This is a genomic window from Flavobacterium sp. FlaQc-49 (assembly GCF_044005985.1).
Taxonomy (GTDB): domain Bacteria; phylum Bacteroidota; class Bacteroidia; order Flavobacteriales; family Flavobacteriaceae; genus Flavobacterium; species Flavobacterium cupriresistens.
In genome coordinates, this window is the sequence record NZ_JBIPCS010000004.1 from 339,343 (window position 1) to 365,247 (window position 25,905).

A 25,905-nucleotide genomic window follows, 5' to 3' on the forward strand; every position below is an offset into this window, starting at 1 on the left:
TACTATTTCAATTGCATTCCTGCAATGATATTTTGTATTTTTTGGTCTAAGAAACTTTCTGCAGCATCAAATTCTTCCACAGATTCTAATTCGGCATTTACACTGATGTAGAACTTGATTTTTGGTTCAGTACCACTTGGTCTGGCGCAAATTTTAGATCCGTCTTCTGTATAATAAATCAAAACATTAGATTTTGGCAGGTCCATTATAGACTCTTCACCTGTAAAAAGATTCAGGGCGGTAGAAGCTTGGTAATCTTCCACCATAATCACACGTTGTCCGCTGATTTCTTTCAAAGGATTTTGACGTAAATTAATCATCATCTGATTAATTTCTTCTAAACCTTCCATACCTTTTTTGGTCAATGAAACCAAATGTTCTTTGTAAAAACCATTTTCAACATAAAGTTGTAAAAGTTCTTTGTAAACAGAGCTTCCGGCTGCTTTTGCCTGTGCGGCTACTTCGCATATTAATAAGGTAGCGGCAACAGCATCTTTATCTCTTACAGCATCACCAACCATAAAACCAAAGCTTTCTTCACCACCTCCAATAAATTGAAGTTCAGGAAAATCTTTGATCATTTTGGCGATCCATTTAAAACCGGTAAGACCCACTTTACATTCTACGCCATAACTTGTCGCCAGTTCCATCATCATCGGAGTAGAAACTATGGTAGAACCAACGAATTGTTTGCCATTAATTTTTCCGGCTTTTTTCCATTGTTTCAATAAGAAAGCAGTCATCAGAACCATGGTCTGATTTCCGTTAAGAAGAATCATTTTGCCTTCGTTATTTCTAACAGCAACACCTAAACGATCGCAGTCCGGATCTGTTCCTACTACAATATCAGAATTGGTTTTTTCTGCTAAAGCCAAAGCCATTGTCAATGCTTCAGGCTCTTCCGGGTTTGGCGATTTTACTGTTGGAAAATTTCCATCGGGAATTGCTTGTTCGGGAACAATATGCACATTGGTGTATCCGGCCTGAGACAAAGTCTCCGGGATAGATTTTATCGAAGTTCCGTGCAAAGAGGTAAAAACAATTTGCAGGTTTTCTTTTGCTTCAGCCGGTGTATTAAAACTGGCATTGTCAATAGAAGATTTTATAAAAGCTTTGTCGATTTCAGTGTCAATGTACTGAATCAGTTTTTCGTTAGCCTGATATTTGATTTTATCGTAGCTTAAATTTTCAATAATAGTAATGATTTCAGTATCCTGAGGAGGTACTATTTGTCCTCCGTCTTCCCAATATACTTTATAACCATTGTATTCGGGTGGATTATGTGAAGCCGTAAGTACAATTCCGCATTGGCATCCTAAATATTTAAGAGCAAAAGACAGTTCAGGAGTCGGTCGCAAATCTGAAAATAAATAAACCTGAATTCCATTGGCAGAGAAAACATCGGCTACAAGTTTGGCCAAGGTATTGCTGTTATGACGACAGTCGTAGGCAATAACCACTTTTAAAGGCTGATTTGGAAATACCTGATGCATATAATCCGAAAGGCCTTGTGTGTTTTTACCCAGCGTATATTTGTTGATTCTGTTGCTTCCAACACCCATAACACCACGCATTCCACCAGTTCCAAACTCCAGGTTTTTATAAAAACTTTCCTCAAGCTCTTTTGGTGATGTGGTCATTAATTCTTTAACAGCTGCTTGTGTTTCGCTGTCAAATGTTGGTGTCAGCCATTCGTTTACAGCATTTAAAATGTTAGGTGCTATATTCATCTTTCGTATTCTTTTATTTTAGATCAAAATAATTGTTGTTTTCAGGAGCGGTTGTTTATTTCGTCAATTCACTCTACTCTTAGTCCGCTTGTTTTTTAATGGACAATGGATTACGTTAAAAATTAACTTCTCGTGCTACTTTATAACGTCCTTCGTTGCTTTTGGTTCTCAAAATAATTTCACCAAGGAAACCTGCTAAAAATAACTGAGTTCCTAAAATCATTGTAGTTAAGGCAATAAAAAACCAAGGGTTGTTTGTAACCAGGCTGTATCTCATGCCATTGTACATATGGTATAGTTTTGAAATACCAATATAACCGGCCAGAAAAAATCCGATAATAAACATTACCGAACCCAGTGCGCCAAACAAGTGCATAGGCCTTTTTCCGAATCTTGACAGGAACCAAATCGTAATCAAATCAAGAAAACCGTTTATAAAACGCTCCATTCCAAATTTGGTTTCGCCATATTTACGGGCCTGATGCTGTACTACTTTTTCACCAATTTTATTAAAACCGGCATTCTTTGCCAAAACCGGAATGTAACGGTGCATTTCGCCCGAAACTTCTATGTTTTTTACAACCGTATTTTTGTATGCTTTTAATCCGCAGTTAAAATCGTTTAATTCTACTCCGGATGTTTTTCTTGCCGCCCAGTTGAATAATTTCGAAGGAAGATTTTTGGCTACAACAGAGTCATAACGTTTCTTTTTCCATCCCGAAACCAAATCAAATTTCTCTGCTGTAATCATTTCGTATAATCCGGGAATTTCATCCGGACTATCCTGCAAATCGGCATCCATTGTAATGATTACATCTCCTTTTGCTTTTGCAAAACCGGCATGTAAAGCCTGTGATTTTCCAAAATTCTTCATGAAACGAATTCCTTTTACATTCGGATTTTCGGTAGAAAATTTTTCAATAATTGCCCAGGAATCATCTGTACTACCATCATCTACAAAAATGATTTCATAAGAGTAATTGTTAGATTGCATCACTTTAATAATCCACGTATAGAGTTCTTGCAGTGATTCCTCCTCGTTTAGAAGCGGTATAAGTATAGATAAATTCATTTATTTTTTTATTCTTGTATTGTAGTTTTGCTTTTAAAAATTGCGGCGAAAATTAATCCTAAAATAGAACTGACCACAATAGTGAAAACAGATCCTTTTAATAACTCTAAAGTAGAATACGGATTGCTTAGTTTCATTTTGGCAACAGCTTCATTAATGGCAGACGCAGGTGTTCCGAATTTTTGCAGCATCGATACCGTATATTTAATCATTAATTCGCTCACAGTATCTTTCGCCTCAGGATCAATTACATTAAAAAGGATAACATTAAAAAAAGTAGAGATCAATATTCCAATTACAGCCGCAATAAAATAAGTGGTAAAAGCTTCCTTAAAAGGAAAAACACCTTTTAGCTCTCTTTTCGTTTTAGTTAGTAGAATAATCGACAGTGTAAAACTTATAAGGAGACCTGTAGCTCCAATCCACCAAGAGGTGAACAAGTTTAAATCAACGGCATATATTGTAGCAGTAACTAATGCAGATGCAATTCCAATCATTACACCGTAGGTAATCCCATTTTTCTTTATAACTTCATTGATCATATTTTCTATATGTTTTAAAATTAATCCACAAATATAGCAATTACCCTATATACAAAAGTGAGATATATATTAAAAATATTGACACAGATAAAGAGGACGTTAAAAATATTGGTTAAAAGATTTGTTTATTGAAAAATAAATGTAAATTTGCACACTCAAAAATAATTAAATTTTTAAACAAAAAAGAGTATCGTTTGTTTACACCTTTTTCTAACCATGGAAAAGCTTCAAAATGAAAATGCTCTAAACAATAAATAAAAGAAAAGATGAAAAAAGGAATTCACCCAGAAAATTACAGATTAGTTGCATTTAAAGACATGTCAAATGACGAAGTTTTTATCACTAAATCTACTGCAGATACAAAAGAAACAATTGAAGTTGACGGAGTTGAGTATCCAGTTGTAAAAATGGAGATTTCTAGAACATCTCACCCTTTTTATACTGGTAAATCTAAACTTATCGATACTGCAGGACGTATTGATAAATTCAAAACTAAATATGCAAAACACGCTAAAAAATAATAGCTGTTTTTTATTTTCATATAAAAGCCTTCCAATTTGGGAGGCTTTTTTTATGCGGTAATGTTTTTTTTTAACCATATAAGTGATGTAAGTTCATTTTAAGCTTTGTGTTTATTTTAAGCTTTGCGTGCTTTGAGGTTAAAAAAGTAATAGTTTGCGGGCATCGTTTTAGTTTGAAGCTTAATTTTTTTTACGCAGATTACGCAGATTTTTTTTGGGTAGAAAGGTAAAATAGTTTTTATTATAAGGTAAGTAAATCAGCTTAATCTGCCAGATCTGCGTGCTAAAGAAATAACTTTACGATTCCGTGAGGGTTAGAATAAATAATAGAGAAGTAATCTTGTGGGTAATAGGCACTACAGTTTTAAGGCTTTACTACATTTACTCAATTAGATTTTTTTTAAATGAACTTACATCACTTATATGGTTTAACCACCCCATACAAAAAGGCGCAGTTTCTATAAAACCCCAAAATAATTCCCGAATTCAAGTCGATATAACTTTGGCTGTATTTCCTTTCTTTAAAATATTTGTAACTTTGAACCTGATAACCAAATCAAGATTTTAACAAATATTAAATTTATCTATGAACTACATTCTTTTTGACGGTCCCGTCCGGAATGCTTTATTGCCTTTTACTTTTACCAGACCGGTGGCTGATATTCTAATCGGAATTATGACCATTCGCCAAAAATGGGAAATGCGTTTAGGTTCAACTATAACAACCATTACAGAGGAATATTTGTCGGAGAAATTTCCGATGGTAGAATTAGAAGAAAATGTAATGATTAATGCTGCGTTTTTACCAAATGAAACGCTAGCCGAAATGGTTTCTAATTTAACCGTAAATCAGGCGATTTTTAGAGGTGATGATGTAATTGCTTTTTTTACGACGGAGAACCAGGAGGAAGTTGACTTTGATTCGTATGAAATCATTTCGTATGATGACGATTGTTTGACTGTTGAACATACCTGGGATATTTTTTCTAAAAATGATGCTGCAATTCGCGAAGATTTTAAATATCTGACGGAAGACAGAAAATCTATGCCAATTCCGAAAAGTGTAAATGCCATTGCACCCGAAAATATATTTATAGAAGAAGGAGCTAAATTAGAGTTTGTTACTTTAAACGCTTCAACAGGTCCGATTTATATAGGTAAGAACAGTGAGATTATGGAAGGTTCTGCCATTCGTGGTCCTTTTGCTTTGTGCGAAAATGCACAGGTAAAATTAAACGCTAAAGTTTATGGAGCAACTACCGTTGGCGTTGGCTCCAGAATAGGAGGAGAGGTTAAAAATTCGGTTCTTTTTGCCAATTCAAATAAAGGACACGACGGATTTTTAGGAGATTCTGTTTTAGGAGAATGGTGTAATATTGGTGCCGATTCTAATAATTCAAATTTAAAAAACAATTACGAAGAAGTAAAATTATGGAGCTACGAGACAGAAGGTTTTGCAAAAACCGGACTTCAGTTTTGTGGTTTGATGATGGGAGATCACAGTAAATGCGGAATCAATACCATGTTTAATACCGGAACTGTAATCGGTGTGAGTGCTAATATTTTCGGTAGTGGATTTCCACGCAACTTTGTTCCGAGTTTTTCTTGGGGCGGTGCGGCAGGTTTTACAACCTATGTGACTAAAAAAGCTTTCGAAACCGCTAAACTGGTTATGGGACGCAGAAATATTGACTTTGATGCAACCGAATCAGCAATCTTAGAACATATTTTTGAAGAAACCAAAAAGTGGAGAAAGGACTAAATGTCAAAGAAGCCGAATTCAGAACCCGAATAAGTCCGAAGAACGGATTCTTTTAAAATTTAGCTTTCGACTTTGGAAGGAGTTCGACGCAAAACAACAATTGTTTTTATCCGCTAAATTTAAAAGTTTAGACAGATTTAGAAATAAAAAAAAAGTGAGTATGATAACAATCGGACTCACTTTTTTTATACTTTCTGTGGTCTTGCAAAAAAGGACTGTAATTAATAAGCTGAGTCGTTCAGTTTAACTTCTTTAATGATTTTGTTTCCATCTCGATACAGTTCTAATTTTACAACTATCCCTTTGTTTTTTCTAAGTAATTCACCAATCTGACTTGTGGTAATGATGGTAGTTTTATTAATACTGATCAAGATATCTCCACGATAAATGGCAGCAAAAAGTGCTGGTGAATTTTTCATTACTGCGGTAACAAGTACTCCGCCGTTAAGGTGTAATTTTTTCTTTATTTCATCAGAAAGATCAATTACATCAATCCCCAGCGCAGGTGGTCGGGTCGTTTTACCCCAAAAAGTAGCATCATAGGTATAAATGTCTACTTCTCTGTTTTCAGTAGGAAGTATCGTGGCGTAGACAGGAGAAAGTACCGGTTCAACATTAGTAGAAGATCCATTAGGATTGTGTGCGGTCCATATTTGTTGATTTATGGCTTGCTTCGTTTGTTTATCCGATGATTTCCCATTTGTAATTATGCTTTGATTATAGACAGTCGCATTTGGAGCAATTGTGGTTATAGTTTCTTTTTTTGTTTTGCTTTTGCTGTCGAAACTATAATTATAACTGACACTTGGTAATCCCATAGCATAAACAGGATTGTTTGTTACAATATTATTTTGTCGTTCTGGTACCGGATAATAGGGATAGATCGGATCTGTTATTTTCTTGGTACGTTCATATGTTGCCCCTAATAAAACAATGCTTGCGCCAATTTCTTTGGCAAATTTTAAAGCTTCATTTCTCGAATTAATTTCCATACTTGTAAATTGAGATTTACCAAGATAAATATATCCATCTTCAAGCAATCCAATTCGGTCTGTTTGCGGATTGTTGGTAGTATAAATGGAAGGAGTTTCGGTTTTCTCAATTAAGTTAGGATCATAATTCTTGAAATAGTTTTCTTCACTTTTATAATTTTCTTTAAACTGATTTGAACCACAACCTTGCAAAAACAATAGGTAGGGTACTAGGGTAAGATAGTTTACGAAGTTATTTTTCTTTTTCATTTTTTCTGGTTATTTGAACTTTTCAGTGGTTTTATATACAAACAGGCGATTTGTATGTTTATAAATTTGTTTTTTGAAAACACAGCTGCATCTTATTGCCAACCCGATGGATGTAATTGAGGTATTTGTTGTTTATTATGCCGCAGAGATCTGGAATGGATAGTGTAGAAAACTTCAGGAAAGTCATGATTTTCCTGCTTAAAAATAGATTTAATAGTCTATTCTCGTAAAATTTCCCTGTAAGTCAAAGGTTAATGCCAGATCATTAGAAAGTTCTGTTATGACATGTGTTTTTTCCTTATCAATGTAAGTAATGAATGCGTTTGGATAATTTTCAGCCATATAAGAGTTTATTTTTTCCGGAATTAGTTCAACGGGTATTGTTTGGTGATTTCCGTCAATATCCATCCAGTTTCCATTGCTGTCAAAATTCAGTTTAAAATTAATGGCTAGTTTAACTTCGTATACAAAATCGTCAGAATCGGTAGTTTTTCGTTTTTTTATTTGTTGATAAGCGGTATCAGGAAAATAAGTCGAAATAAAAGTAGTGGCAGCAACGGGTAATTCAGCAGAATTAATTATCAACACTTGGTTATGGTCTTTGCGACATGCTGTTGTACATAACAAAAGAGCTAAAATGATAATGGGTAATAAGAGTGTTGTTTTCATACTTGCATTCTTAAAAAGGATTCTGATTGGTTATGTAATCTTTGGCTCTACTATGTTTGAATAGTTGTTTTTGTATCTCTCAAAGTTGCTTTAATTGATGTGAATAAACGTTTAGAAGTCAATTGAAGAATTCCGTTTTTTAAAACACAGAATTGAAATTAACTATAATTTAAAAGAGCGATTGTGAATTATTTATCGCTGTCATAATTAAGTTTATAAGTGCTGCTTAAGCCAATTGGTTTTACTACAGCCGTTACGCTACAGCTGTTTTTTGCAAAATTGTTATATTTTCTAATTAACACATTCCCAAATTGACAAATTCTCTAATTAACACATTCTCTAATTGACACATTCCCAAATTGACACATTATCTAATTATCTAATTGGCACATTTTTCAATTGCCACATTTCCTCATTTTCTAATTGCCTAATTATCTAATTAATCTATCTTTGCGCTTTCAAAATCAGATAATTTAATTATCTAAAAATCTTAGAATCTAAAAATGATTACAGTTAACGATATTTCAGTTCAGTTTGGTGGAACTACTCTTTTTAGTGATGTTTCTTTTGCTATAAACGAAAATGATAAAATTGCCCTTATGGGTAAGAATGGTGCGGGGAAATCGACACTTTTGAAAATAATCGCAGGGCAGAGCAAACCTTCTACCGGAAATATTTCGGCTCCAAAAGAGGCTGTTATTGCGTATCTGCCGCAACATTTGTTAACTTCAGATGGGGCAACTGTAATGGAAGAAGCATCAAAAGCTTTTGGTGAAATCTTTAGCATGAAAGCAGAGATCGATGAAATCAACGAACAATTAACCGTTCGTACCGATTACGAAAGTGATGCCTACATGAAACTTATTGAAAGAGTTTCAGACTTAAGTGAGAAATTTTACGCCATCGAAGAGGTGAATTACGAGGCCGAAGTAGAGAAAATTCTGGTTGGATTAGGTTTCGAGCGTGAAGATTTTACACGTCAGACCTCTGAATTTTCAGGAGGTTGGAGAATGCGTATTGAATTGGCTAAAATCCTTTTGAAAAAACCGGATTTAATTTTACTCGATGAGCCAACCAACCACATGGATATTGAAAGTATTCAGTGGTTAGAAGAGTTTTTGCTGAATCAGGCAAAAGCAGTAGTGGTGATTTCGCACGATAGAGCCTTCGTAGATAATATTACCAATCGTACTATTGAAGTTACGATGGGAAGAATTTACGACTACAAAGCTAAATATTCGCATTATTTAGAATTGAGAAAAGACCGTCGTATTCACCAGCAGAAAGCATATGATGAACAACAAAGAATGATTGCTGATAACAGAGCTTTTATTGATCGTTTCAAAGGCACGTTCTCTAAAACCGATGCCGTACAGTCTCGTGTTAAGATGTTGGAGAAATTGGTGATTGTTCAGGTGGATGAAGTAGATACTTCGGCATTAAAATTAAAATTTCCGCCTGCGGCACGCTCCGGACAATATCCGGTTGTGGTCAAAGAATTGTCGAAATCATACGGTGATCATGTTGTTTTTAAGGATGCTAACATCGTAATCGAAAGAGGACAGAAAGTAGCTTTCGTAGGTAAAAACGGAGAAGGAAAATCGACTATGATCAAAGCCATTATGAAAGAAATTGGCATTGATGAAGGAAGTGTTGATATTGGACATAATTCACAAATTGGTTATTTTGCTCAGAATCAGGCTGCATTGTTAGATGAGAATGCTACTATTTTTGAAACTATAGATGGTATTGCGGTTGGTGATGTAAGAACACAAATTAAAAATATATTAGGTGCCTTTATGTTTCATGGTGATGATATTACCAAAAAAGTAAAAGTGCTTTCGGGTGGAGAGAAAACACGTCTGGCGATGATTAAATTGTTGTTAGAGCCAGTTAACTTGTTGATTCTCGATGAGCCTTCGAATCACCTGGATATGAAAACCAAAGATATTATCAAGGATGCATTACGTGATTTTGATGGTACTTTGATCTTGGTTTCTCACGACCGTGATTTTCTTGACGGTTTAGCTACAAAGGTTTTTGAATTTGGAAATAAACGCGTGAAAGAACATTTTGAAGATGTTGCCGGTTTCCTGGCACATAAAAAAATGGATTCTATGAGAGAAATCGAAAAGTAGTTTTTTGATTCATAATAATAGAAAATTCTTGGTCTCACGACTTAAAAAGAAAAAAAGCGTTATTTATAACGATATTCTGTTAAATAAAAAAAAGAAGGAGGCAATCTCAATGTTATGAGACTGCTTCTTTCTTTTTTTTTAGGTTCTGTATATATTTTTTGTGCTTCAAACAATTAGGACGGATTAGTCAAAGAAATACCAGGTTCCACTGAAGGAGTCATTCGCATCATAATCAAAAAATACAATTGTTATAGTTTTGTAAGCTGTCAAAATGAAGCTAGTAGCTTCTACTGTACTGTTGCTATTGGCAATAAAACTAACAGGTTTATTACCAGACACGCTGGGTGGTTTCATAAAAGTAATAGTACTAGTGGTTCTGTTGCGTATGATGTGTTCTAAGCCATTAGTAGCTTCAGTTGGTAATAGTATAGTTGGATTACAAGTATCGCAATTGTTCATAATGAAAATTTGCGATTGTGTATTGGAAGCATTTATAGTTCCGCTTGACGGTATGGCGACATATTCTTTTGGTATATTGTGACCTCCTGACCACATTGCTCCATTATATATCTCCAATAGGTTTGTAGTTGTGTTGTATACGACTAAACCAGCAGGGGGAGAAGCAATGGCGTTTCTTTGTATTGTGGTCATTCTGGGAGGTAACAGACCTTTAGTTACAGACTCTGTTTCAAAAATAGCAGAGGGGTTTAGAGTCATGGGATTGTCTCCTATTTTTTGAGCCATTTGGGCATGGGTTGTAAAAGCAACCCCAAAAACAAATGCGATTATGATTAAATTTTGTTTCATTTTTTTTAATATTTATAATGTTTAGTTTAAAGGGAAATAAATTTTTAATATTTGGATTGTTTTAATTTATTAGTGGTTATTTATGGTTTATAAATGAGAGTAAAAAGAATTCAATAGAGAGGGTGAAAAGTAGTTTTTCGATTCCAGATAAAGCTTGAGGAAAAAGTTTGTTTTACGGTATTATGAAACGAATTTGAAGTCAGGTTAAATCATATAAATGATGTAAGTTCATTTAATTCAATACTTACATTTTCTTGAATCAGGCAATCGGCTTTGAAATTTTAAGCGGTTTAAAATAGAGCGGTGCGGGTTATTTATAGAAACACCAGACTCCATTGTAGATATCATTTGGATCGTACTCAAAAAACACAATTTTTGTGGCTTTTTGAGCTGTCAGACTCATGCTAGGGGTTGTTAATAATGCAGCAGAGCTAGCTTTATTATCAATAAAAGGAGTAGGTTTATTCCCAGACGCTACTGACGGTACTGTAACAGTAATAGTACCACCAGAGTTTCTGTTGTATATGATATGTTCTAATCCACTGGAAGCTTTCAATGGTAATACAACAGTTGCATTACAATTATTGCAATTGTTCAAAACAAGAATTTGTGATTCTGTATTGGAAGCCGTTACAGTTCCGTTTGGTGGTATGCTGACCATTTCTTTTGGCAGATTGTAGATTCCTGACCAAATTGTTCCATTATAGACTTCCAGTAGGTTTGTTGTTGTATTGTATACCAATAAACCAGATGCGGGAGTAGCAATAGCATCCCTTTGCGCAGTGGTCATTCTGGGAGGTAAAAGACCTTTAGTAGTAGACTCTGTTTCAAAAGCAGCAGTACTATTTAGAGTCATGGGATTGTTTCCTATTTTCTGAACAGTTTGAGAATAACCGGCAAAACCGGTCAAAAAAACAAGCGCTATTGTAAGGGAACTTTGTTTCATTAGTTTCATCTTTTTGTTTAATTATGACAACAAAAAGAGTAATTAATTCATTAATTGGTCTGATGTATTTTATAAATGTATTTATGTGTTTTATATGCGTTTGAAAATAGATTCTTTTTTGTGTATCAGATTGTTGAAAAAGAAAGAGAGAAGAGTCCGATTATCTCTGTCTTTTCAGATTCTTTCCGAAATAGTGCTTTCTGTGTTTCTTCCTGAATCACCTTGGTTCTCTTGGAAATTTGAGAGAAAATGAATAGTATGGTTTTGTAGCGTGCATTTCTGTTTCAAATAGTGTTGTAATTTTGGTTTGAATGCATGATAAATCGCAAGCAAATTTTATAAGATATTATAAATTCAGTCTGGGCTTTGCGTTGGACAACTGTTTAGAAAGTTTAACCTGCTAGTCTTATATGCTGTGTCTCCTGGCAGCTGATTTTTTTAAATGGCAAGAATTATTTTTGCAGTTTTTTCTGTAAAAACAGAAAGTTACGGAGCAATGTTATACATGGAATGTTTTTTTATATCTTAGTAGGGCATTTCGAATTTAACGATTTATTAATGCGAAAAAAGTGATGGCGTTTGTACTTATTCTGTAGGTTTAGTTGCGTAGAACTGCTGTGTTTTTTGCAATCTGTTACGGTATGAATGGCTTTGGTTTTGTCGGGTGTTATTTTAATTAAGCTGCGGTTTCAACTTTTTTTAAAGTCAAAAACAAGGGTGTTTTGAAGAAGTATAAATAATCGAAAGTTTTAAAGAGTACATTTTTTTAGTTGAAAGTCTAATTTTTAGTTTACTACTTTATGAGGAAATTTTTAAGAATCAGAATTGCTTTTATTTTTTTACTACTCCCTTTTTTTACAAATGCCCAGACCGATGTAAATCAGGCAACGACCAATTCTGATGCCGTTGTTAAATATCCACAGTTTCAATTTAAAGGACTTTTTCAGGCCCGGTTTCTCGGAGCACTTTCGGATAATGTGGATGTGCTCGGGCTTCATCATTCTACAGGAGAGGTTACACAATCGTCTTTTGATATTAAAAGAATGCGTGTTGGACTTAATACCAAGCTGAGCGAAAATACAGAAGTGGCAATTTTAGTAAATCTCGCTGATTTTAAATCAGATCCCAAAACCAAAGTACTCGAAAATGCCTACGCAAAATATACTTTCAATAAATATTTTGCGATAACGGGAGGACAGTTTCGTCCCGCTTTTGGAATTGAAGAATTGGTTCCCGTTGACATCATCAAGTCTTTTGATTTTTCTAATCAATATTATGAATTTGGAAAAAACGGTTGGACGAGTTTTCAAATCGGAGCCTCGGCAACAGGTTCTTTTGATCTTGGGAAAGTACCCGTAAGTTATGCGGTTTCTGTTTTAAACGGCAACGGAAAGAATCAGGAAAAAGACAAAGACAACGGAAAACTCTATTCGACACGATTGGTTTTTGGATTGTCTAAACTCCATAAGATTAACTTAGGCTTAAACGGCGGAAGCGGAAAAGTATTCGATCAGGATGTTTTTGCTCTGGGAGCTGATATTACCAGTGATTTTATACTTAATGATGCGTTTACTTTTGATCTTCAAATAGAGTACAAACAGGGAACCAATCATAATTTGTATTTCTCCTTACCCGCTGAGGCCAGAACCAAAAATGCGAATGATTATCAGATGCGCGGCTATTATATAATGCCGAATTTGAGGTATCGCATTAATTATAAAAAATTGAGTTCCTTAGAATTATCCTGCCGCTATGAGTCTTTCGATACCAGTTTTAAATTGGATTCTAATGTTCGTCAAACCTATACACCAATGATCAGTCTGGAGTTTGGAAAAGCCTATACGGGCAGAATTGAAATGGGGTTTGAAATAGACCGCTTTGATAAAAATATTCCGGATACGACGATGTATAATGATAACTTGTTTATTATACAGTTTCAATGCAGACTTTAATACAATCTAATTTTCACCTTATGAAAGAAGTAAAAATCCCTCAGATCTTAATTACGCTGGCAGTTGGAATAGCAATTTGGTTGATTCCGGCGCCGGAAGGTGTTGTGATAGAAGCCTGGCATTTGTTTGCCATTTTTGTGGCTACGATTCTCGGTATTATTTTAAAAGCGGCACCAATGGGAACGATGTGTATGATTGCCATTGCATTGACGGCTTTTTCACAGGTTTTAGCACCCGGAGATGCCGGTAAGTCAATCACATTAGCCTTGAAGGGTTTTGGTGATAAAGTAATCTGGCTGATTGGAATTTCCTTTTTTATCGCCAGAGGATTTATTAAAACAGGTCTGGGAAACAGAATTGCTTTTTTGTTTATCAAAATATTTGGTAAAAGTTCGCTTGGGTTGGCGTATGGTTTAGGTCTGGCAGATTTGGTTCTCGCTCCGGCAGTACCCAGTAATACAGCAAGAGGAGGAGGAATCATCTATCCGATTATGAAATCAATGTCAATGAGTTTTGGTTCAATGCCCGATCAACCGGATACACACCGAAAACTAGGCGCATTTTTGACATTAAACAGTTATAATATGAATTTGATTGCTTCGTCTATGTTTTTGACAGGAACAGCGAGTAATCCGATGTGTCAAAAATTTGCACTCAATTTAGGTATAAAAATCACTTGGATTTCGTGGGCCGTGGCAGCAATTGTTCCGGGTTTGGTGGCCTTTTTTATAATTCCTTTTGTATTGTATAAAATTTATCCGCCCGAACTTAAAAAGACGGGAGATGCGCCACAAATTGCAAGTCAAAAACTGAAAGAAATGGGTCCAATTTCACGCAATGAATGGATGATGTTGCTGACCTTTTTTATTCTTTTATTTCTTTGGATGACCGGTGATTTGTTTTCTATCGATGCCACAACAACTGCGTTTATCGGTTTGGTGATTTTACTTTTAACCTCTGTTCTAAGTTGGGATGATGTAAAAGCCGAAAAAGGAGCCTGGGATACTATCGTTTGGTTTTCGGTGCTGGTGATGATGGCCAGTTCGCTTAACGAATTAGGATTTATTGGCTGGTTTAGTAATCTGGTAAAAGCAGAAATTGGCGGATTAAGCTGGCAGATGGCTTTTCCGATTATTGTATTGGTGTATTTCTTTAGCCATTATCTTTTCGCGAGTGCCACAGCGCATGTGGCAGCAATGTATGCGGCATTGCTGGGCGTAGGTGTTTCGCTCGGAATTCCCGGGTTACTCTTGGCCTTTATGCTTGGTTTTGTAGGATCGCTATACGGAACACTAACCCATTATGGTCACGGACCTGCACCGGTTTTCTTTGGGAGCGGTTATGTCGATCTGAAAGATTGGTGGGTAAAAGGTTTGGTGACCGGACTGGTTATGCTTTTTATTTATATGACGATCGGTGGGGCATGGCTTCGGGTGATCGGTTATTTCTAAAAAGATTAAATCCGGATTCCCGGAGGAAGTAGTTCTTTGTATTTTGGATTTTTTTTAATGAATTGAGCAATTTTTGGAGAAATAGGCATTAATCTGAATTTCTTTTCAATGATAATTTCCATGATACTTTTCAGTAAGCCATCAATTACAGCTTGATTGTCGTAGCCGTCGGGTGTGTTGATTTTAGTTAAGAAGATTTTTTTTTCCTGAAAAGAATATTCAACTGTAAGCATTCCTTCTGGGACTATGGTTTCAAATTGTCTTGCAAAAGTGTTGTCTTTGATTTCCATAGTTTCAATAGGTAGTTCCATAGTAGTAATGTGTTTTAGTCATGTTTAAAAGCAAATAATCGTGGGGCGAAATAGTTGTGAAAGAAAAATCTGTATAAGATCTTTAATTGTGAATTATTTCATATGTAAAGGTAATCAATTGATTTTCAATAATGAATTATTTTTTAAAGGAGCAGTTCTAAAGCCCGGTGCTTTGCTGTAGCAGATTTTATTTCAGTCGTAAGATTGCGGTCTGAAATTTGCTTGAAGTTTATAAAAAAAAGTAACTTTAACTTTTATAAGTGAAGAGTCGTAATTGTAATTTCTGTTTATCTAATGAGTAAAATTCCGGTTTATTTTATGCCAGGTCTGGCGGCAAGTTCATCTATTTTTGAAAGAATTCAATTGGATGATTCTGTTTTTGAAGTGTGTTTGTTGGAGTGGGAGATCCCGCTTCCAAAAGAATCTTTATCGGAGTATGCCCTTCGCATCACTAAAAAGATAACACATCCGAACCCTGTTTTAATTGGCGTTTCGTTTGGAGGTATTTTAGTTCAGGAAATGGCCAGACATATTAATGCCCGAAAAATAATTATTATTTCAAGTGTTAGAAGCAATCTCGAATTTCCTAAAAGAATGAAGATAGGCAAAACGACAAAAGCTTATAAATTAATTCCAATGCAGTTGTTGCTGAATGTTGAAAAGTTGGCTAAATTTTCTTTCGGAGAAAAAATAAACAAACGGATTAAACTGTACGAGAAGTTTTTATCGGTACGTGATCTCCATTATCTGCAATGGGCCGTAGAGTCCGTAATCCTTTGGGACAGAAACCAAATTGATGAAAAGGTAATCCATATTCACGGCGATCAGGATGATGTTTTTCCTATAAAATACATCAAAAGCTGCATCATAGTAAAAGGAGGAACCCATGTTATGATTCTGAATAAGTACAAATGGCTTAATGAGAATTTGCCATTGATTATACAGGAACCTCTGAAGGGGTAAATTCCAAATTTTTTAAAATTCCAAATTCCAAATTCCAAAATGGCTTCGACTTCGCTCAGCCTGACACTTTGGGGCTTGGTGTTTCATGTTTCACGTTTTTAAAAATTCCAAATTCCAAACTCAGATTCCTGAAAGGAGTGAAAAACCAATCTGTCACGCTGAGCGAACATGTCTCAAATTCCAATTTTTTTAAATTCCAAATTCCAAAATGGCTTCGACTTCGCTCAGCCTGACACTTTGGGGCTTAGTGTTTTGGGTTTCATGTTTTATGTTTCATGTTTCATGTTTCACGTTTTTTATCTGAGATCAGACATTTCAGATTAGCCAAAAAAAAATCCCAAACTCATTGGAATTTGGGATTTTAAAAATTTGGAATTTAAGAAACTCGTTAGATTTTCTTCATTTGATCTTTCATCATAGAGATTTGTTCTTTTAGCATCCCTTGTTTGTCTAATTTCTTAGCTTCGTTTAATAAGTTAGTTGCTTCCAGTTTTCTTCTGCGTGACATCGCAACTCCGGCAAGGTTTAATTTAGCTACAGCCAAATCCATATCCATAGACAATCCTAGTTCGATTGCTTTTTTGAAATGTTTCTCTGCTTGGTTGATATTGGTTTGAGACAACATGATTCCGTGTAAGTAGTTAAAATACCCTTGTTGTTTTCTTACCAGTGCAGCTTCAGGGTTTTTAATATAGGATAGCCATTTTTTAGCGCCTTCAAAATCTTGTTTTCTTAATTTTAGGAAAGCTAAAAGGATAAATTCGTTTTTAAAGTAAAGAAAGATTGGGATTGCAGTCAGTAAAATAAGAAAAATACCATTCCCGATATTGTTCTCTTTAAATTGCCAAACGCCTGCGACTACTAGAAGTCCGGCCAAAATAAGTTTAATATTTCTGTGAAACATAATAGATGTATATTTGTGATTGCAAAGATAGTAAAAGGAATTAAAAATATTTTTATAAAACTACTTGCCAGAAAAAAAAGTCTTTGTATATTTGCACTCGGTTTTGGGATAACGAAATTCTAAAACAGAAAACAGATATTAGATACCATTTTAAAGATACAAAGCAATGAGCAAAAGAACATTTCAACCATCGAAAAGAAAAAGAAGAAATAAGCACGGATTTATGGACAGAATGGCTTCTGCGAATGGAAGAAAAGTTCTGGCGCGTAGAAGAGCTAAAGGAAGACATAAATTGACTGTTTCTAGCGAACCTAGACACAAGAAATAATGTTTCTATAAACATAAATAAGGCGTTACTTTTTTAGTATCGCCTTTTTTTATACCTTGTCGGTAAAAAACATTGCAACATTCTAGTTTCTAAAGCACTACGGATGTTTTTGAATACAATATAATAACTACACAATACAAATAAAATGCCTAAAGACACATCAATAAAATCAGTTTTAATAATAGGTTCAGGCCCTATTGTTATTGGTCAAGCTTGCGAATTTGATTATGCAGGATCTCAATCTGCACGTTCTATTCGTGAAGAAGGGATTGAAGTTATCTTGATAAATTCAAATCCAGCGACTATTATGACCGACCCAACAATGGCCGATCATATTTATTTGAAACCATTAACTACAAAATCGATTATTGAAATTCTAAAGGAGCATCCACAAATCGATGCTGTTTTGCCTACTATGGGTGGACAAACGGCTTTGAATTTATGTTTGGAAGCCGACGAAAAAGGAATCTGGCAAGATTTCGGAGTAAAATTAATCGGAGTTGATGTAAATGCAATTAACATTACGGAAGACAGAGAGCAGTTTAAACAGCTTTTAGAAAAAATTAATGTGCCTACTGCACCTGCAAAAACAGCTACTTCTTACTTAGAAGGTAAAGAAATTGCGCAGGAATTTGGTTTCCCGTTAGTAATTCGCCCTTCTTTTACACTGGGAGGAACTGGAGCAGCGATTGTTTACAAAAAAGAAGATTTTGATGAGCTTTTGACTCGCGGTTTAGAAGCTTCTCCTATACATGAGGTTTTAATTGATAAAGCTTTAATGGGATGGAAAGAATACGAATTGGAACTTTTGAGAGATAAAAATGATAACGTAGTAATCATTTGTTCGATCGAAAACATGGATCCAATGGGAATTCACACCGGAGATTCGATTACAGTAGCGCCGGCAATGACTTTATCCGATACCACATTCCAGAAATTACGTGACTATGCGATCTTGATGATGCGTAGTATCGGAAACTTCGCAGGAGGTTGTAACGTACAATTTGCAGTTTCACCGGACGAAAAAGAAGATATCGTGGCAATCGAAATCAACCCTCGTGTATCGCGTTCTTCTGCATTAGCTTCAAAAGCAACCGGTTATCCGATTGCAAAAATTGCTTCTAAATTAGCTTTAGGATATAATTTAGATGAATTAGAAAACCAGATTACAAAATCGACTTCGGCTCTTTTTGAACCGACTTTGGATTATGTAATCGTAAAAATCCCACGTTGGAACTTTGATAAATTCGAAGGAGCTGACAGAACTCTTGGACTTCAGATGAAATCTGTTGGTGAGGTGATGGGAATCGGACGTTCTTTCCAGGAAGCGTTACATAAAGCAACTCAATCTTTAGAAATAAAACGTAACGGTTTAGGTGCCGACGGAAAAGGATATAAAAACTACGAACAAATTATCGAGAAACTGACTTTTGCAAGTTGGGATCGTGTTTTTGTAATTTATGATGCGATTGCAATGGGGATTCCGTTGAGCCGTATTCATGAGATTACTAAAATCGATATGTGGTTCTTGAAACAATACGAGGAACTTTATACTTTAGAAAAAGAAATTTCTAACTATAAGGTTTCTAATTTACCAAAAGAGTTATTACTGGAAGCCAAACAAAAAGGTTTTGCCGACAGACAAATCGCTCACATGGTAAATTGTTTGGAAAGTGAAGTGCATACGTTGCGTATGAATATGAAGGTGAACCGTGTGTTTAAATTGGTAGACACTTGTGCTGCCGAATTTAAAGCAAAAACACCTTATTACTATTCTACTTTTGAGGCTGAAATCGAAAAAGCAAACGGAGAGCGTTATGTAGATAACGAAAGTGTAGTAACAGAGAAAAAGAAAATCATCGTTTTAGGTTCAGGACCAAACAGGATCGGACAAGGAATTGAGTTTGATTATTCTTGTGTACACGGAGTATTGGCAGCAAAAGAATGTGGTTACGAAACGATCATGATCAACTGTAATCCGGAAACAGTTTCGACTGATTTTGATACAGCAGATAAATTATACTTCGAGCCTGTTTTCTGGGAACATATTTACGATATTATTCAACACGAAAAACCGGAAGGTGTTATTGTGCAATTAGGAGGTCAGACTGCTTTAAAATTAGCGGAAAAATTATCTAAATACGGAGTAAAAATCATCGGAACGAGTTTTGATGCCCTTGATTTAGCCGAAGACAGAGGACGTTTCTCTGATTTATTAAGAGATTTACACATTCCTTTCCCACAATTCGGAATTGCGGAAACAGCAGACGAAGCTTCAGCTTTGGCAGATACATTAGACTTCCCGTTATTGATTCGTCCTTCTTATGTATTAGGAGGTCAGGGAATGAAAATTGTAATCAACAAAAAAGAACTGGAAGAACATGTTATCAATTTATTGAAAACGATTCCGGGGAACAAATTACTCTTAGATCATTACTTAGCCGGAGCAATCGAAGCAGAAGCAGATGCGATTTGTGATGCTGACGGAAATGTATACATCATCGGAATTATGGAGCATATCGAGCCTTGTGGAGTTCACTCGGGAGATAGTAATGCGACATTACCTCCTTTTAACTTAGGAGAATTCGTGATGCAACAAATTAAAGACCATACAATTAAAATTGCGAGAGCTTTAAAAACGGTAGGTTTGATCAATATTCAGTTTGCTATAAAAGATGATACGGTTTATATCATCGAAGCCAATCCAAGAGCTTCCAGAACAGTACCGTTTATTGCAAAAGCATACGGAGAACCTTATGTAAACTATGCTACCAAAGTAATGTTAGGACATAATAAAGTAACTGATTTTGATTTCAATCCACAGTTAAAAGGATATGCGATCAAACAACCGGTTTTCTCTTTCAGCAAGTTCCATAATGTAAACAAAGCATTAGGACCGGAAATGAAATCAACAGGAGAAAGTATCTTGTTTATTGATGATCTTAAAGACGATCAGTTCTACGAATTGTACTCAAGAAGAAAAATGTATTTGAGTAAATAAACTCAAATCGTGATTATAAAAAAAGGCTCCAAAATTTTGGAGCCTTTTTATGTTTATTCTTTAGTTGGTAACGTCGTATCTGTAATTGAATGTTCCGTCTGTTACTTTTGTAGTAATGGGATTAGAAGCGTCGATTGGTTTATCATCGTCATCTACGCAATTAAATGAAAATGTTCCGGTTACTTTTTTAGTATTTAAGTCAATTGCTGTAATTGATACGGAACCACTAACAGGATATTGACTTTTTCCTTTAGTGTTGAATGAGATTTCAACTTGTGTTTTAGATGCATCAAAAGTGTTTTTTGTTATAGGATATGTTCCAATTTTTAGATCGCTTCTCTTAATGTAAAGTCTAATTTCATCTACAAAATTACGGTTTCTCCCTTGTAAAAGGATATATTCTTCTGCTGGATACATCTCGAATATTGTTTTTGTAGCATAATCTGAACCAAACGGATTATTCATTTCCCATAATGTACCATCAATTTTGGCAGTCATCGCGTATTTCGTTACGGGTTTGATAACTTCAGGGGTTTCGGTATTGTTGCTATTGTCAGTGTCACTTGAGCAGCTGTTTAAGATTAGAACTAAAAATAAGAATAAAATTTTGGGTGTTTTCATTTATGGGATTTATTAATTTGGAGCCAAATGTAAATAAATAGTTGTTAATATTTGGTTAGGTAAAAACGGAAATTATAAGTAAGAGAAGGCATAAAAAAAACTCCTAAATGGAGTTTTTTCTTTTGTTTTGGCTAGTTGTATGTGTTATTCACTTTGGCTAAAAGACATATTGTCTCGGGTGTTTTTCTGAACCGAAATGGCGCCAAAAAGAGCTAGTAAAAATGCAAATGCATAAAAACCTTTTTCGCTTGGGAGAATTGTAGCGTTCCAAAGACCAACGACAAGTAATACAATTGATAAAAGAGTTCCGAACCAGCAAATTCCGTAATAGATATCCGTTACAGGAAGGTTTTCCAGTTTGTCTCTGACACTTTTTTGCAGGGAGACTACAGCGAAAAGACCAAACATTAAAACAGTGAAATAATATCCTTTTTCGTTAAGTAACATTTCGGCTCTTGCAAGCCCTACTATAAATCCGATTGTTCCAGCTCCAAGAGCGACCCATGATGCCGCGATAAAGGCATTCGATGTTTTTTGTACCATGTTTTATATTTAATTTAGTTGTATTTCGAAAAAATTGGGGTGTCCATTGGCGTCCAGAAACAGCATTTCTGACCGGATGCTTTCAGAGCGTTATTGGCCCAGGTATTACAGGTGTGTGTCAAACTATAACTTCCGTTGGCTTCATAGAAAGCATCTGTTCTGCTATAGTTGGCGTCTGTTTTAATGGGAATGAAATTACCCGAGTTGTCTTTTTGAAAGCTGGCTGTAACGTAGGCAATCAAACGGCTGTATTGTTCTTTGCTAATCATCATGGATTTGCAATCATCGCCCAATCTCATTTGTCTGTAATAAGTGGCATGAATGGCAGTTTTGCCTAATCCGGTTGCCGCTTTTAGAGCAACAGAAGCTCTTAAATCAGACCAATCCGGGGTTTCCAGATAAAATCCTTTGTCTCCCCAGCCCATAGCGATATAGTTATAGGTAGAATCTGCTGCTTTTGTGTTTTTAAATTGAACTTGCTGACTCCAGTCTATCTGGTCGTTTTTGACCGGCATTACGATATCAGTGTGAACACCATTTGTCAGGATGAATATCTGAACTTCGGGTTTTGTGTCGGGTTCTTTATCTACAGTTATTTTTGAAAGTACGAAGGCGGTTGCGATATAGAGTAGAACAAATCCTAAAAAGAATAAGATTGATTTTAAAAGGATTTTAAGTGCTTTTTTCAAGGTGATTATGTTAATTTCTTTTTTTTCAAATGTAACTAATTTAAGTTTATATCAAAATGATAATGCGCTGAATTGTCAAGAAAAATCTTTTTAATTTTTATAACAAAAAACCGCAAAAGCAGCGGTTTTTTATGAGCGGAAGGATGCTGTTTTTTTAATCAGAATCAATTTTTCGTAATCTGTAGGTATGCAATAATACGGCTATAGCGGAGCCAATCACAATGGGTATAGCGCCAATAAGCATTCCGTAAGTGATGTATATAGAATTGGCAATCAGGGAAAATAGTCTGAGGTTTTTTTCTCCTTTAAGAGCCATAGAAAATAAATTGATCGTGATTCCTAAATAACCAATTTGGTCAGTGATTAGTGATAGCATAGTTAGTGAGGTTAGGTTATAATTTTATTTCGAAGAGACAAACTGGAACATTGTGGTAGTGCGCCGGTAGTTTTTCAGGATTTTTTATTTTGGTGATTTCAATAAATTTGAAACCATTTTTGACATACATGGTAATTAATCCGGGATTTATACCGGCCGTGTCTAGTCTTACATATTTTTTGTTGTTTTGAATGGCAAAATTTTTCGTCCACTCCAAAACTTTTGAAATAATGTTTAATCCTCTGAAATTTGGGTTAGTGGCTATTCGATGAAGATAAACACTTGGGTCTGCATTTTTTTCGTTCCAAATTTCAGGATCGTCAAAAGTGGTAACCCATACGCATACAATTTCATTGTTTAGGACTAATTTCCATTGTCTGTTTTCTGCAATTTCCGTTGCTATAATTTCTTTTGGCAAATCCGGCCAGGGTGTTCCTTTTTTTTCTTTTTGATAAACTATTGCTTCATCATAAAGTGTTTTGATGGTTGGTATGTCATCGATTGTGCTGTTTACTATTTTCATCGCTTTTCGTTTAAATTGAGAAACAAAATTAGAAGCAAAATGTTGACTATTTTATGCTGTGTAGTCTCTTTTGTGGGATAAAACTTTTAATTTTAGGGCTTAAATAGTTTAATTATGCGTCAACTTGATGAGTATGATAAAAGGATATTGCATTTTCTTCAAAAGAATAACAGGATAACCACAGAAGAATTAAGTCATAAAGTAAATTTAAGTCAGAGTGCAGTTCAAAGAAGAATTGCTAAAATGAGGGAGGAAAATATAATTGAAGCAGATATTTCTATTGTATCTCCTGAGGCAATTGGTATTGGGATAACATGTGTCGTAGATGTTGTTCTGCTTGATGGTAGTTCGAAAGCAATTGATGAATTTAAAACCGGAATGCAAAACTGCGAAGAAGTGTCTCAATGTTATTATGTGACGGGGAGTTATGATTTTGTATTAATTGTACAAGTAAAAGACATGCATCATTTTGAAGTGTTTCAAAAGAAGTATCTTCTGGATAATAAAAATCTGAAACATTTTTATACGCACGTTGTAATGGATCGAGTAAAAGTGAATTATAGTATTAGTATTTAAAAAGGAATTAAAACAGAAAAAGCCCCAAATTAGGAGCTTTTTCTGTTTTAATAAAGTAAGATTATTTTTTAATTAGCTGTTCCAAGGGTTTCAACTGCTCCATGTCAATTTTGGATTTTTGTAAAACCGACATTAAGGTCATGATGTTATTCGGATTCATGTTTTTTCCTAAAACGCGTACTACTGCAAATCCGCTTTCTTTTCTGTTGGCAAAAACTATAAATTCTTCGATGTTCTCATCAGTACCTACATAACTTATAGAAGCGCCTTCTTTACCGGAGCCAAACTTCATCAGTTCCTGATATTTTGGATCTTTTAAAATAGCTTTTACTTTAGTTCTTTCTGTTTCAAATTCGGCCTTGTTTGTTGCATTTGCTTTAAAGGCAAGAATATTCATTTTGTCAAAAGAGTTTAAAGCTTCGGATTGTTCTGTAGATAGTTTTGCTTTGTCCAAGTTTAGAATACTAGGCGAGATATCAAGAGCAATGAAGTTTTTGTTATCTGTATTTTCAACAAAATATTTTTGCAAGGAAGGCTCAGATTTACAACTTAGTAAAGTAAGTAAAGCTAAAAGGGCTGAGGTAAAGACGCTGACTTTCATATTATTTTTTGTTTTTAGAAGCTTTTTTTAGGTCAGAACCACCAGGAAGTTGCATTTTGTCTGTTAGCACTGAAATTTCATTTAAGTCAAAATTACCCGTAAGAGATAATAAAACAGTTTCGTCGTTTTTAGCACCGTCAATATACATTAGTAATTCTCTTACCTGTGTATCGCTGGCCCCTGATTTGATTAATATTCTAACGTTTTTACCACTGTCATTTATGCGCATTAATTCTTCTAAACCGGCAGTTTTAATGTATTTGTCGGCAGAAGCTTTCATGTCGGCTTCAATTTTTGGGTTTTTGGTAGTGAATACTTTTAGATAGTCTAATTTTTTAATCAGGTTAACGTACTGTTGCGTTTCCTTGTCTTTGGCATCGACTTTTACTTTGCTCATTAAGTCGAACATTTTTTTGTTTACAATTACAGAGGTCACATCGTCCTGACCGTCAAATTTGTCAAAAGCACCCTGTGCATAAAAAACAGTGGTAGCGAATGTGAAAACTAGTGTTATGATGAAATTTTTCATTTTTATAAATTTTAAATTATTGTTTGAAGATTTTGTTTTTTGATTGTTCGTATTCGTGAATGTACTGTACACTTTCTAGACCTACATTCACATTGTTTGACACTAAGGCTAAGGCTTTTTGCGTTGCCGCTAAGGCCTCTTCCGGATTGTCGTAGGTTCCTAATTCTGATTGCGCTACAACCGGAGTTGCGTTTTTATCGCTTACATAAAAATAGGTCCCGATTCCCAGTAAAATAACAGCAGAGGCTGCAATTGATAACCACGTAACATTTCGTTTTTTAGTTTGTAGTGGAATCTCCTGCGTCGATTTTTGTTCTTTTACCTGAGAGAAATAACCAAACATTGGTTGGTATTGCTCCAAATGCTGCGCAACATTTGGTGAAGAAAAATAGTCTTTTAATTCGTTTTCTTCAGCAATAGTAGTTTCTCCCTGAAAGTATTTTTCTAATATATATTCTATTCTATTTAATTCCATAACGGTGTGTATTAAGCATTGATTCTCTAATTTTTTTTCTCGCTCTCGAAAGGGCTACCCGGATAGCCGTTTCATTCATGTTGACAATTTTTGCTATTTCATCAAATTCATATTGTTCAACATCGCGTAACTGTATTAATATTTGTAATTGTTCGGGTAATTGACCGATTATTTTTTCTACCCATTCTAAACTGTTTTCATCTTCGAGTTTTTTATCTAATTGTGGCTGTCGGTCTGTAAAATTGTTGTGTACAATTTGAAGATTTCCGGCTCTTTTAGATTTTAGCTGATCGAGACAATAATTTTTGGTCATGGTCATCGCTAGAGCTTCAACACTGGAATAGGTTTCTAAATTTTCTTTCTTATTCCATAATTTAACCATTACTTCCTGAGTAGCATCCTCGGCTTCTTCAGTGCTGGTCAGCAACCTTTTGGCCAGACGAAATACTTTGTCTTTAAAAGGATTTATTAATTCTATGAAAACAATTTGATTCATAAATCAGGGTTATTGGTTAGCTTATATAAAGGAAGACGAGGTACAATTAATTTTGTTACAACAGAACTGAAAAAAATAGTATAAAAAAAAAGATAATTAAACTACCTATTGTTAAAACTAAAGATAGTATTTTTACGT

Annotated in this window: 27 protein-coding genes; 9 read left to right on the forward strand and 18 right to left on the reverse strand. The window is 34.9% G+C overall.

The window, feature by feature from the left end; all coding sequences use genetic code 11:
* Positions 1-2: 2 nt before the first annotated feature.
* The 3 genes from ACHRV3_RS11100 to ACHRV3_RS11110 form a co-directional block, all read right to left on the reverse strand.
* Positions 3-1,730, reverse strand: coding sequence for a phospho-sugar mutase (locus tag ACHRV3_RS11100; RefSeq protein WP_395434673.1), 1,728 nt, complete (start codon positions 1,728-1,730; stop codon positions 3-5).
* Between the two features lie 115 nt (positions 1,731-1,845).
* Positions 1,846-2,802, reverse strand: a complete 957-nt coding sequence (locus ACHRV3_RS11105; protein ID WP_395427298.1) for a glycosyltransferase family 2 protein — start codon at positions 2,800-2,802, stop codon at positions 1,846-1,848.
* Positions 2,803-2,810: 8 nt separating this feature from the next.
* Entirely contained in the window at positions 2,811-3,344 is a 534-nt protein-coding gene (locus ACHRV3_RS11110; protein ID WP_047773933.1) for a DUF4199 domain-containing protein, read from the reverse strand.
* A 266-nt stretch (positions 3,345-3,610) separates the two neighbouring features.
* On the opposite strand from ACHRV3_RS11110, the gene ACHRV3_RS11115 reads away from it, so the two are divergent.
* Both ACHRV3_RS11115 and ACHRV3_RS11120 read left to right on the forward strand, forming a co-directional pair.
* Positions 3,611-3,865: a type B 50S ribosomal protein L31 gene (locus ACHRV3_RS11115; protein WP_008464817.1), complete on the forward strand. Its 255-nt coding sequence runs from the start codon at positions 3,611-3,613 to the stop codon at positions 3,863-3,865.
* Between the two features lie 586 nt (positions 3,866-4,451).
* On the forward strand, positions 4,452-5,627 hold the full coding sequence (locus ACHRV3_RS11120) for a GlmU family protein (protein ID WP_395427299.1): 1,176 nt from the start codon (positions 4,452-4,454) through the stop codon (positions 5,625-5,627).
* Between the two features lie 221 nt (positions 5,628-5,848).
* Here ACHRV3_RS11120 and ACHRV3_RS11125 read toward each other — a convergent pair whose 3' ends face one another.
* Both ACHRV3_RS11125 and ACHRV3_RS11130 read right to left on the reverse strand, forming a co-directional pair.
* Positions 5,849-6,868, reverse strand: coding sequence for a PDZ domain-containing protein (locus ACHRV3_RS11125; protein WP_395434675.1), 1,020 nt, complete (start codon positions 6,866-6,868; stop codon positions 5,849-5,851).
* 210 nt (positions 6,869-7,078) lie between these two features.
* Positions 7,079-7,537 (reverse strand): PepSY-like domain-containing protein, encoded by a 459-nt coding sequence (locus tag ACHRV3_RS11130; RefSeq protein WP_395434677.1) that lies wholly within the window; start codon positions 7,535-7,537, stop codon positions 7,079-7,081.
* Between the two features lie 503 nt (positions 7,538-8,040).
* On the opposite strand from ACHRV3_RS11130, the gene ACHRV3_RS11135 reads away from it, so the two are divergent.
* Entirely contained in the window at positions 8,041-9,675 is a 1,635-nt protein-coding gene (locus ACHRV3_RS11135; RefSeq protein WP_047773925.1) for an ABC-F family ATP-binding cassette domain-containing protein, read from the forward strand.
* A 183-nt stretch (positions 9,676-9,858) separates the two neighbouring features.
* On the opposite strand, the gene ACHRV3_RS11140 is transcribed toward ACHRV3_RS11135, so the two are convergent.
* Positions 9,859-10,482, reverse strand: a complete 624-nt coding sequence (locus tag ACHRV3_RS11140) for a hypothetical protein (RefSeq protein ID WP_395434679.1) — start codon at positions 10,480-10,482, stop codon at positions 9,859-9,861.
* Positions 10,483-10,792: 310 nt separating this feature from the next.
* Positions 10,793-11,428 carry a hypothetical protein gene (locus ACHRV3_RS11145; RefSeq protein ID WP_395434681.1) on the reverse strand — a complete coding sequence of 212 codons (636 nt, stop codon included), beginning with the start codon at positions 11,426-11,428 and terminating at the stop codon, positions 10,793-10,795.
* A gap of 800 nt (positions 11,429-12,228) precedes the next feature.
* Here ACHRV3_RS11145 and ACHRV3_RS11150 point away from each other — a divergent pair.
* Entirely contained in the window at positions 12,229-13,380 is a 1,152-nt protein-coding gene (locus ACHRV3_RS11150; RefSeq protein ID WP_395434683.1) for a porin, read from the forward strand.
* Positions 13,381-13,400: 20 nt separating this feature from the next.
* A complete protein-coding gene (locus ACHRV3_RS11155; RefSeq protein WP_395434685.1) occupies positions 13,401-14,831 on the forward strand; it encodes an anion permease in 1,431 nt (476 codons plus the stop codon).
* Positions 14,832-14,836: 5 nt separating this feature from the next.
* Here ACHRV3_RS11155 and ACHRV3_RS11160 read toward each other — a convergent pair whose 3' ends face one another.
* The gene (locus ACHRV3_RS11160; RefSeq protein ID WP_395427351.1) at positions 14,837-15,121 is read right to left on the reverse strand and encodes a GNAT family N-acetyltransferase; all 285 of its coding nucleotides are present in this window, start codon (positions 15,119-15,121) and stop codon (positions 14,837-14,839) included.
* A 315-nt stretch (positions 15,122-15,436) separates the two neighbouring features.
* On the opposite strand from ACHRV3_RS11160, the gene ACHRV3_RS11165 reads away from it, so the two are divergent.
* Complete coding sequence (locus tag ACHRV3_RS11165) at positions 15,437-16,105, forward strand: alpha/beta hydrolase (protein ID WP_047773915.1); 669 nt, start codon at positions 15,437-15,439, stop codon at positions 16,103-16,105.
* Between the two features lie 388 nt (positions 16,106-16,493).
* Here the strand turns inward: ACHRV3_RS11165 and ACHRV3_RS11170 are convergent, their stop codons facing one another.
* On the reverse strand, positions 16,494-17,009 hold the full coding sequence (locus ACHRV3_RS11170) for a DUF2892 domain-containing protein (RefSeq protein WP_395434687.1): 516 nt from the start codon (positions 17,007-17,009) through the stop codon (positions 16,494-16,496).
* A 166-nt stretch (positions 17,010-17,175) separates the two neighbouring features.
* On the opposite strand from ACHRV3_RS11170, the gene rpmH reads away from it, so the two are divergent.
* Both rpmH and carB read left to right on the forward strand, forming a co-directional pair.
* Positions 17,176-17,337: a 50S ribosomal protein L34 gene (gene rpmH, locus ACHRV3_RS11175; RefSeq protein WP_008464848.1), complete on the forward strand. Its 162-nt coding sequence runs from the start codon at positions 17,176-17,178 to the stop codon at positions 17,335-17,337.
* Positions 17,338-17,482: 145 nt separating this feature from the next.
* Positions 17,483-20,338 (forward strand): carbamoyl-phosphate synthase large subunit, encoded by a 2,856-nt coding sequence (gene carB, locus ACHRV3_RS11180; protein WP_047773912.1) that lies wholly within the window; start codon positions 17,483-17,485, stop codon positions 20,336-20,338.
* A 60-nt stretch (positions 20,339-20,398) separates the two neighbouring features.
* Here carB and ACHRV3_RS11185 read toward each other — a convergent pair whose 3' ends face one another.
* From ACHRV3_RS11185 to ACHRV3_RS11205, 5 genes are all read right to left on the reverse strand, one after another.
* Complete coding sequence (locus ACHRV3_RS11185; RefSeq protein ID WP_395434689.1) at positions 20,399-20,959, reverse strand: DUF6252 family protein; 561 nt, start codon at positions 20,957-20,959, stop codon at positions 20,399-20,401.
* A gap of 144 nt (positions 20,960-21,103) precedes the next feature.
* Positions 21,104-21,502, reverse strand: coding sequence for an inner membrane protein YiaA (gene yiaA / locus ACHRV3_RS11190; RefSeq protein ID WP_047773908.1), 399 nt, complete (start codon positions 21,500-21,502; stop codon positions 21,104-21,106).
* 14 nt (positions 21,503-21,516) lie between these two features.
* Entirely contained in the window at positions 21,517-22,191 is a 675-nt protein-coding gene (locus ACHRV3_RS11195) for a TIGR02117 family protein (protein WP_395434691.1), read from the reverse strand.
* Positions 22,192-22,345: 154 nt separating this feature from the next.
* A complete protein-coding gene (locus tag ACHRV3_RS11200; RefSeq protein WP_395434693.1) occupies positions 22,346-22,567 on the reverse strand; it encodes a hypothetical protein in 222 nt (73 codons plus the stop codon).
* 16 nt (positions 22,568-22,583) lie between these two features.
* A complete protein-coding gene (locus ACHRV3_RS11205) occupies positions 22,584-23,090 on the reverse strand; it encodes a GNAT family N-acetyltransferase (protein ID WP_395434695.1) in 507 nt (168 codons plus the stop codon).
* Positions 23,091-23,204: 114 nt separating this feature from the next.
* Here ACHRV3_RS11205 and ACHRV3_RS11210 point away from each other — a divergent pair, with 114 nt between their 5' ends.
* A complete protein-coding gene (locus ACHRV3_RS11210) occupies positions 23,205-23,666 on the forward strand; it encodes an Lrp/AsnC family transcriptional regulator (RefSeq protein ID WP_230003062.1) in 462 nt (153 codons plus the stop codon).
* 61 nt (positions 23,667-23,727) lie between these two features.
* Here ACHRV3_RS11210 and ACHRV3_RS11215 read toward each other — a convergent pair whose 3' ends face one another.
* The 4 genes from ACHRV3_RS11215 to ACHRV3_RS11230 are packed head-to-tail and all read right to left on the reverse strand — an operon-like array spanning position 23,728 to position 25,767.
* Complete coding sequence (locus ACHRV3_RS11215; protein WP_047773901.1) at positions 23,728-24,267, reverse strand: DUF4252 domain-containing protein; 540 nt, start codon at positions 24,265-24,267, stop codon at positions 23,728-23,730.
* Between the two features lies 1 nt (position 24,268).
* Positions 24,269-24,796, reverse strand: coding sequence for a DUF4252 domain-containing protein (locus tag ACHRV3_RS11220; RefSeq protein WP_047773900.1), 528 nt, complete (start codon positions 24,794-24,796; stop codon positions 24,269-24,271).
* Between the two features lie 16 nt (positions 24,797-24,812).
* Entirely contained in the window at positions 24,813-25,271 is a 459-nt protein-coding gene (locus ACHRV3_RS11225) for a hypothetical protein (protein ID WP_047773899.1), read from the reverse strand.
* Positions 25,258-25,767: an RNA polymerase sigma factor gene (locus ACHRV3_RS11230; protein WP_395434697.1), complete on the reverse strand. Its 510-nt coding sequence runs from the start codon at positions 25,765-25,767 to the stop codon at positions 25,258-25,260. The genes ACHRV3_RS11225 and ACHRV3_RS11230 overlap by 14 nt, the downstream gene beginning before the upstream one ends.
* Positions 25,768-25,905: the final 138 nt, after the last annotated feature.

Excerpts from the sequence above, each read along its gene's own strand:
- ACHRV3_RS11115 (WP_008464817.1), top strand. The coding sequence starts at position 3,611 with ATGAAAAAAGGAATTCACCCAGAAAATTACAGATTAGTTGCATTTAAA.
- ACHRV3_RS11110 (WP_047773933.1), bottom strand. The coding sequence starts at position 3,344 with ATGATCAATGAAGTTATAAAGAAAAATGGGATTACCTACGGTGTAATG.
- ACHRV3_RS11150 (WP_395434683.1), top strand. The coding sequence starts at position 12,229 with ATGAGGAAATTTTTAAGAATCAGAATTGCTTTTATTTTTTTACTACTC.
- ACHRV3_RS11220 (WP_047773900.1), bottom strand. The coding sequence starts at position 24,796 with ATGAAAAATTTCATCATAACACTAGTTTTCACATTCGCTACCACTGTT.
- ACHRV3_RS11160 (WP_395427351.1), bottom strand. The coding sequence starts at position 15,121 with ATGGAAATCAAAGACAACACTTTTGCAAGACAATTTGAAACCATAGTC.
- ACHRV3_RS11165 (WP_047773915.1), top strand. The coding sequence starts at position 15,437 with ATGAGTAAAATTCCGGTTTATTTTATGCCAGGTCTGGCGGCAAGTTCA.
- ACHRV3_RS11215 (WP_047773901.1), bottom strand. The coding sequence starts at position 24,267 with ATGAAAGTCAGCGTCTTTACCTCAGCCCTTTTAGCTTTACTTACTTTA.
- ACHRV3_RS11205 (WP_395434695.1), bottom strand. The coding sequence starts at position 23,090 with ATGAAAATAGTAAACAGCACAATCGATGACATACCAACCATCAAAACA.
- ACHRV3_RS11140 (WP_395434679.1), bottom strand. The coding sequence starts at position 10,482 with ATGAAACAAAATTTAATCATAATCGCATTTGTTTTTGGGGTTGCTTTT.
- ACHRV3_RS11145 (WP_395434681.1), bottom strand. The coding sequence starts at position 11,428 with ATGAAACAAAGTTCCCTTACAATAGCGCTTGTTTTTTTGACCGGTTTT.
- carB (WP_047773912.1), top strand. The coding sequence starts at position 17,483 with ATGCCTAAAGACACATCAATAAAATCAGTTTTAATAATAGGTTCAGGC.
- ACHRV3_RS11185 (WP_395434689.1), bottom strand. The coding sequence starts at position 20,959 with ATGAAAACACCCAAAATTTTATTCTTATTTTTAGTTCTAATCTTAAAC.
- ACHRV3_RS11230 (WP_395434697.1), bottom strand. The coding sequence starts at position 25,767 with ATGAATCAAATTGTTTTCATAGAATTAATAAATCCTTTTAAAGACAAA.
- ACHRV3_RS11120 (WP_395427299.1), top strand. The coding sequence starts at position 4,452 with ATGAACTACATTCTTTTTGACGGTCCCGTCCGGAATGCTTTATTGCCT.
- ACHRV3_RS11130 (WP_395434677.1), bottom strand. The coding sequence starts at position 7,537 with ATGAAAACAACACTCTTATTACCCATTATCATTTTAGCTCTTTTGTTA.
- ACHRV3_RS11155 (WP_395434685.1), top strand. The coding sequence starts at position 13,401 with ATGAAAGAAGTAAAAATCCCTCAGATCTTAATTACGCTGGCAGTTGGA.
- ACHRV3_RS11170 (WP_395434687.1), bottom strand. The coding sequence starts at position 17,009 with ATGTTTCACAGAAATATTAAACTTATTTTGGCCGGACTTCTAGTAGTC.
- ACHRV3_RS11125 (WP_395434675.1), bottom strand. The coding sequence starts at position 6,868 with ATGAAAAAGAAAAATAACTTCGTAAACTATCTTACCCTAGTACCCTAC.
- ACHRV3_RS11105 (WP_395427298.1), bottom strand. The coding sequence starts at position 2,802 with ATGAATTTATCTATACTTATACCGCTTCTAAACGAGGAGGAATCACTG.
- ACHRV3_RS11100 (WP_395434673.1), bottom strand. The coding sequence starts at position 1,730 with ATGAATATAGCACCTAACATTTTAAATGCTGTAAACGAATGGCTGACA.
- ACHRV3_RS11225 (WP_047773899.1), bottom strand. The coding sequence starts at position 25,271 with ATGGAATTAAATAGAATAGAATATATATTAGAAAAATACTTTCAGGGA.
- ACHRV3_RS11210 (WP_230003062.1), top strand. The coding sequence starts at position 23,205 with ATGCGTCAACTTGATGAGTATGATAAAAGGATATTGCATTTTCTTCAA.
- rpmH (WP_008464848.1), top strand. The coding sequence starts at position 17,176 with ATGAGCAAAAGAACATTTCAACCATCGAAAAGAAAAAGAAGAAATAAG.
- ACHRV3_RS11135 (WP_047773925.1), top strand. The coding sequence starts at position 8,041 with ATGATTACAGTTAACGATATTTCAGTTCAGTTTGGTGGAACTACTCTT.
- ACHRV3_RS11200 (WP_395434693.1), bottom strand. The coding sequence starts at position 22,567 with ATGCTATCACTAATCACTGACCAAATTGGTTATTTAGGAATCACGATC.
- yiaA (WP_047773908.1), bottom strand. The coding sequence starts at position 21,502 with ATGGTACAAAAAACATCGAATGCCTTTATCGCGGCATCATGGGTCGCT.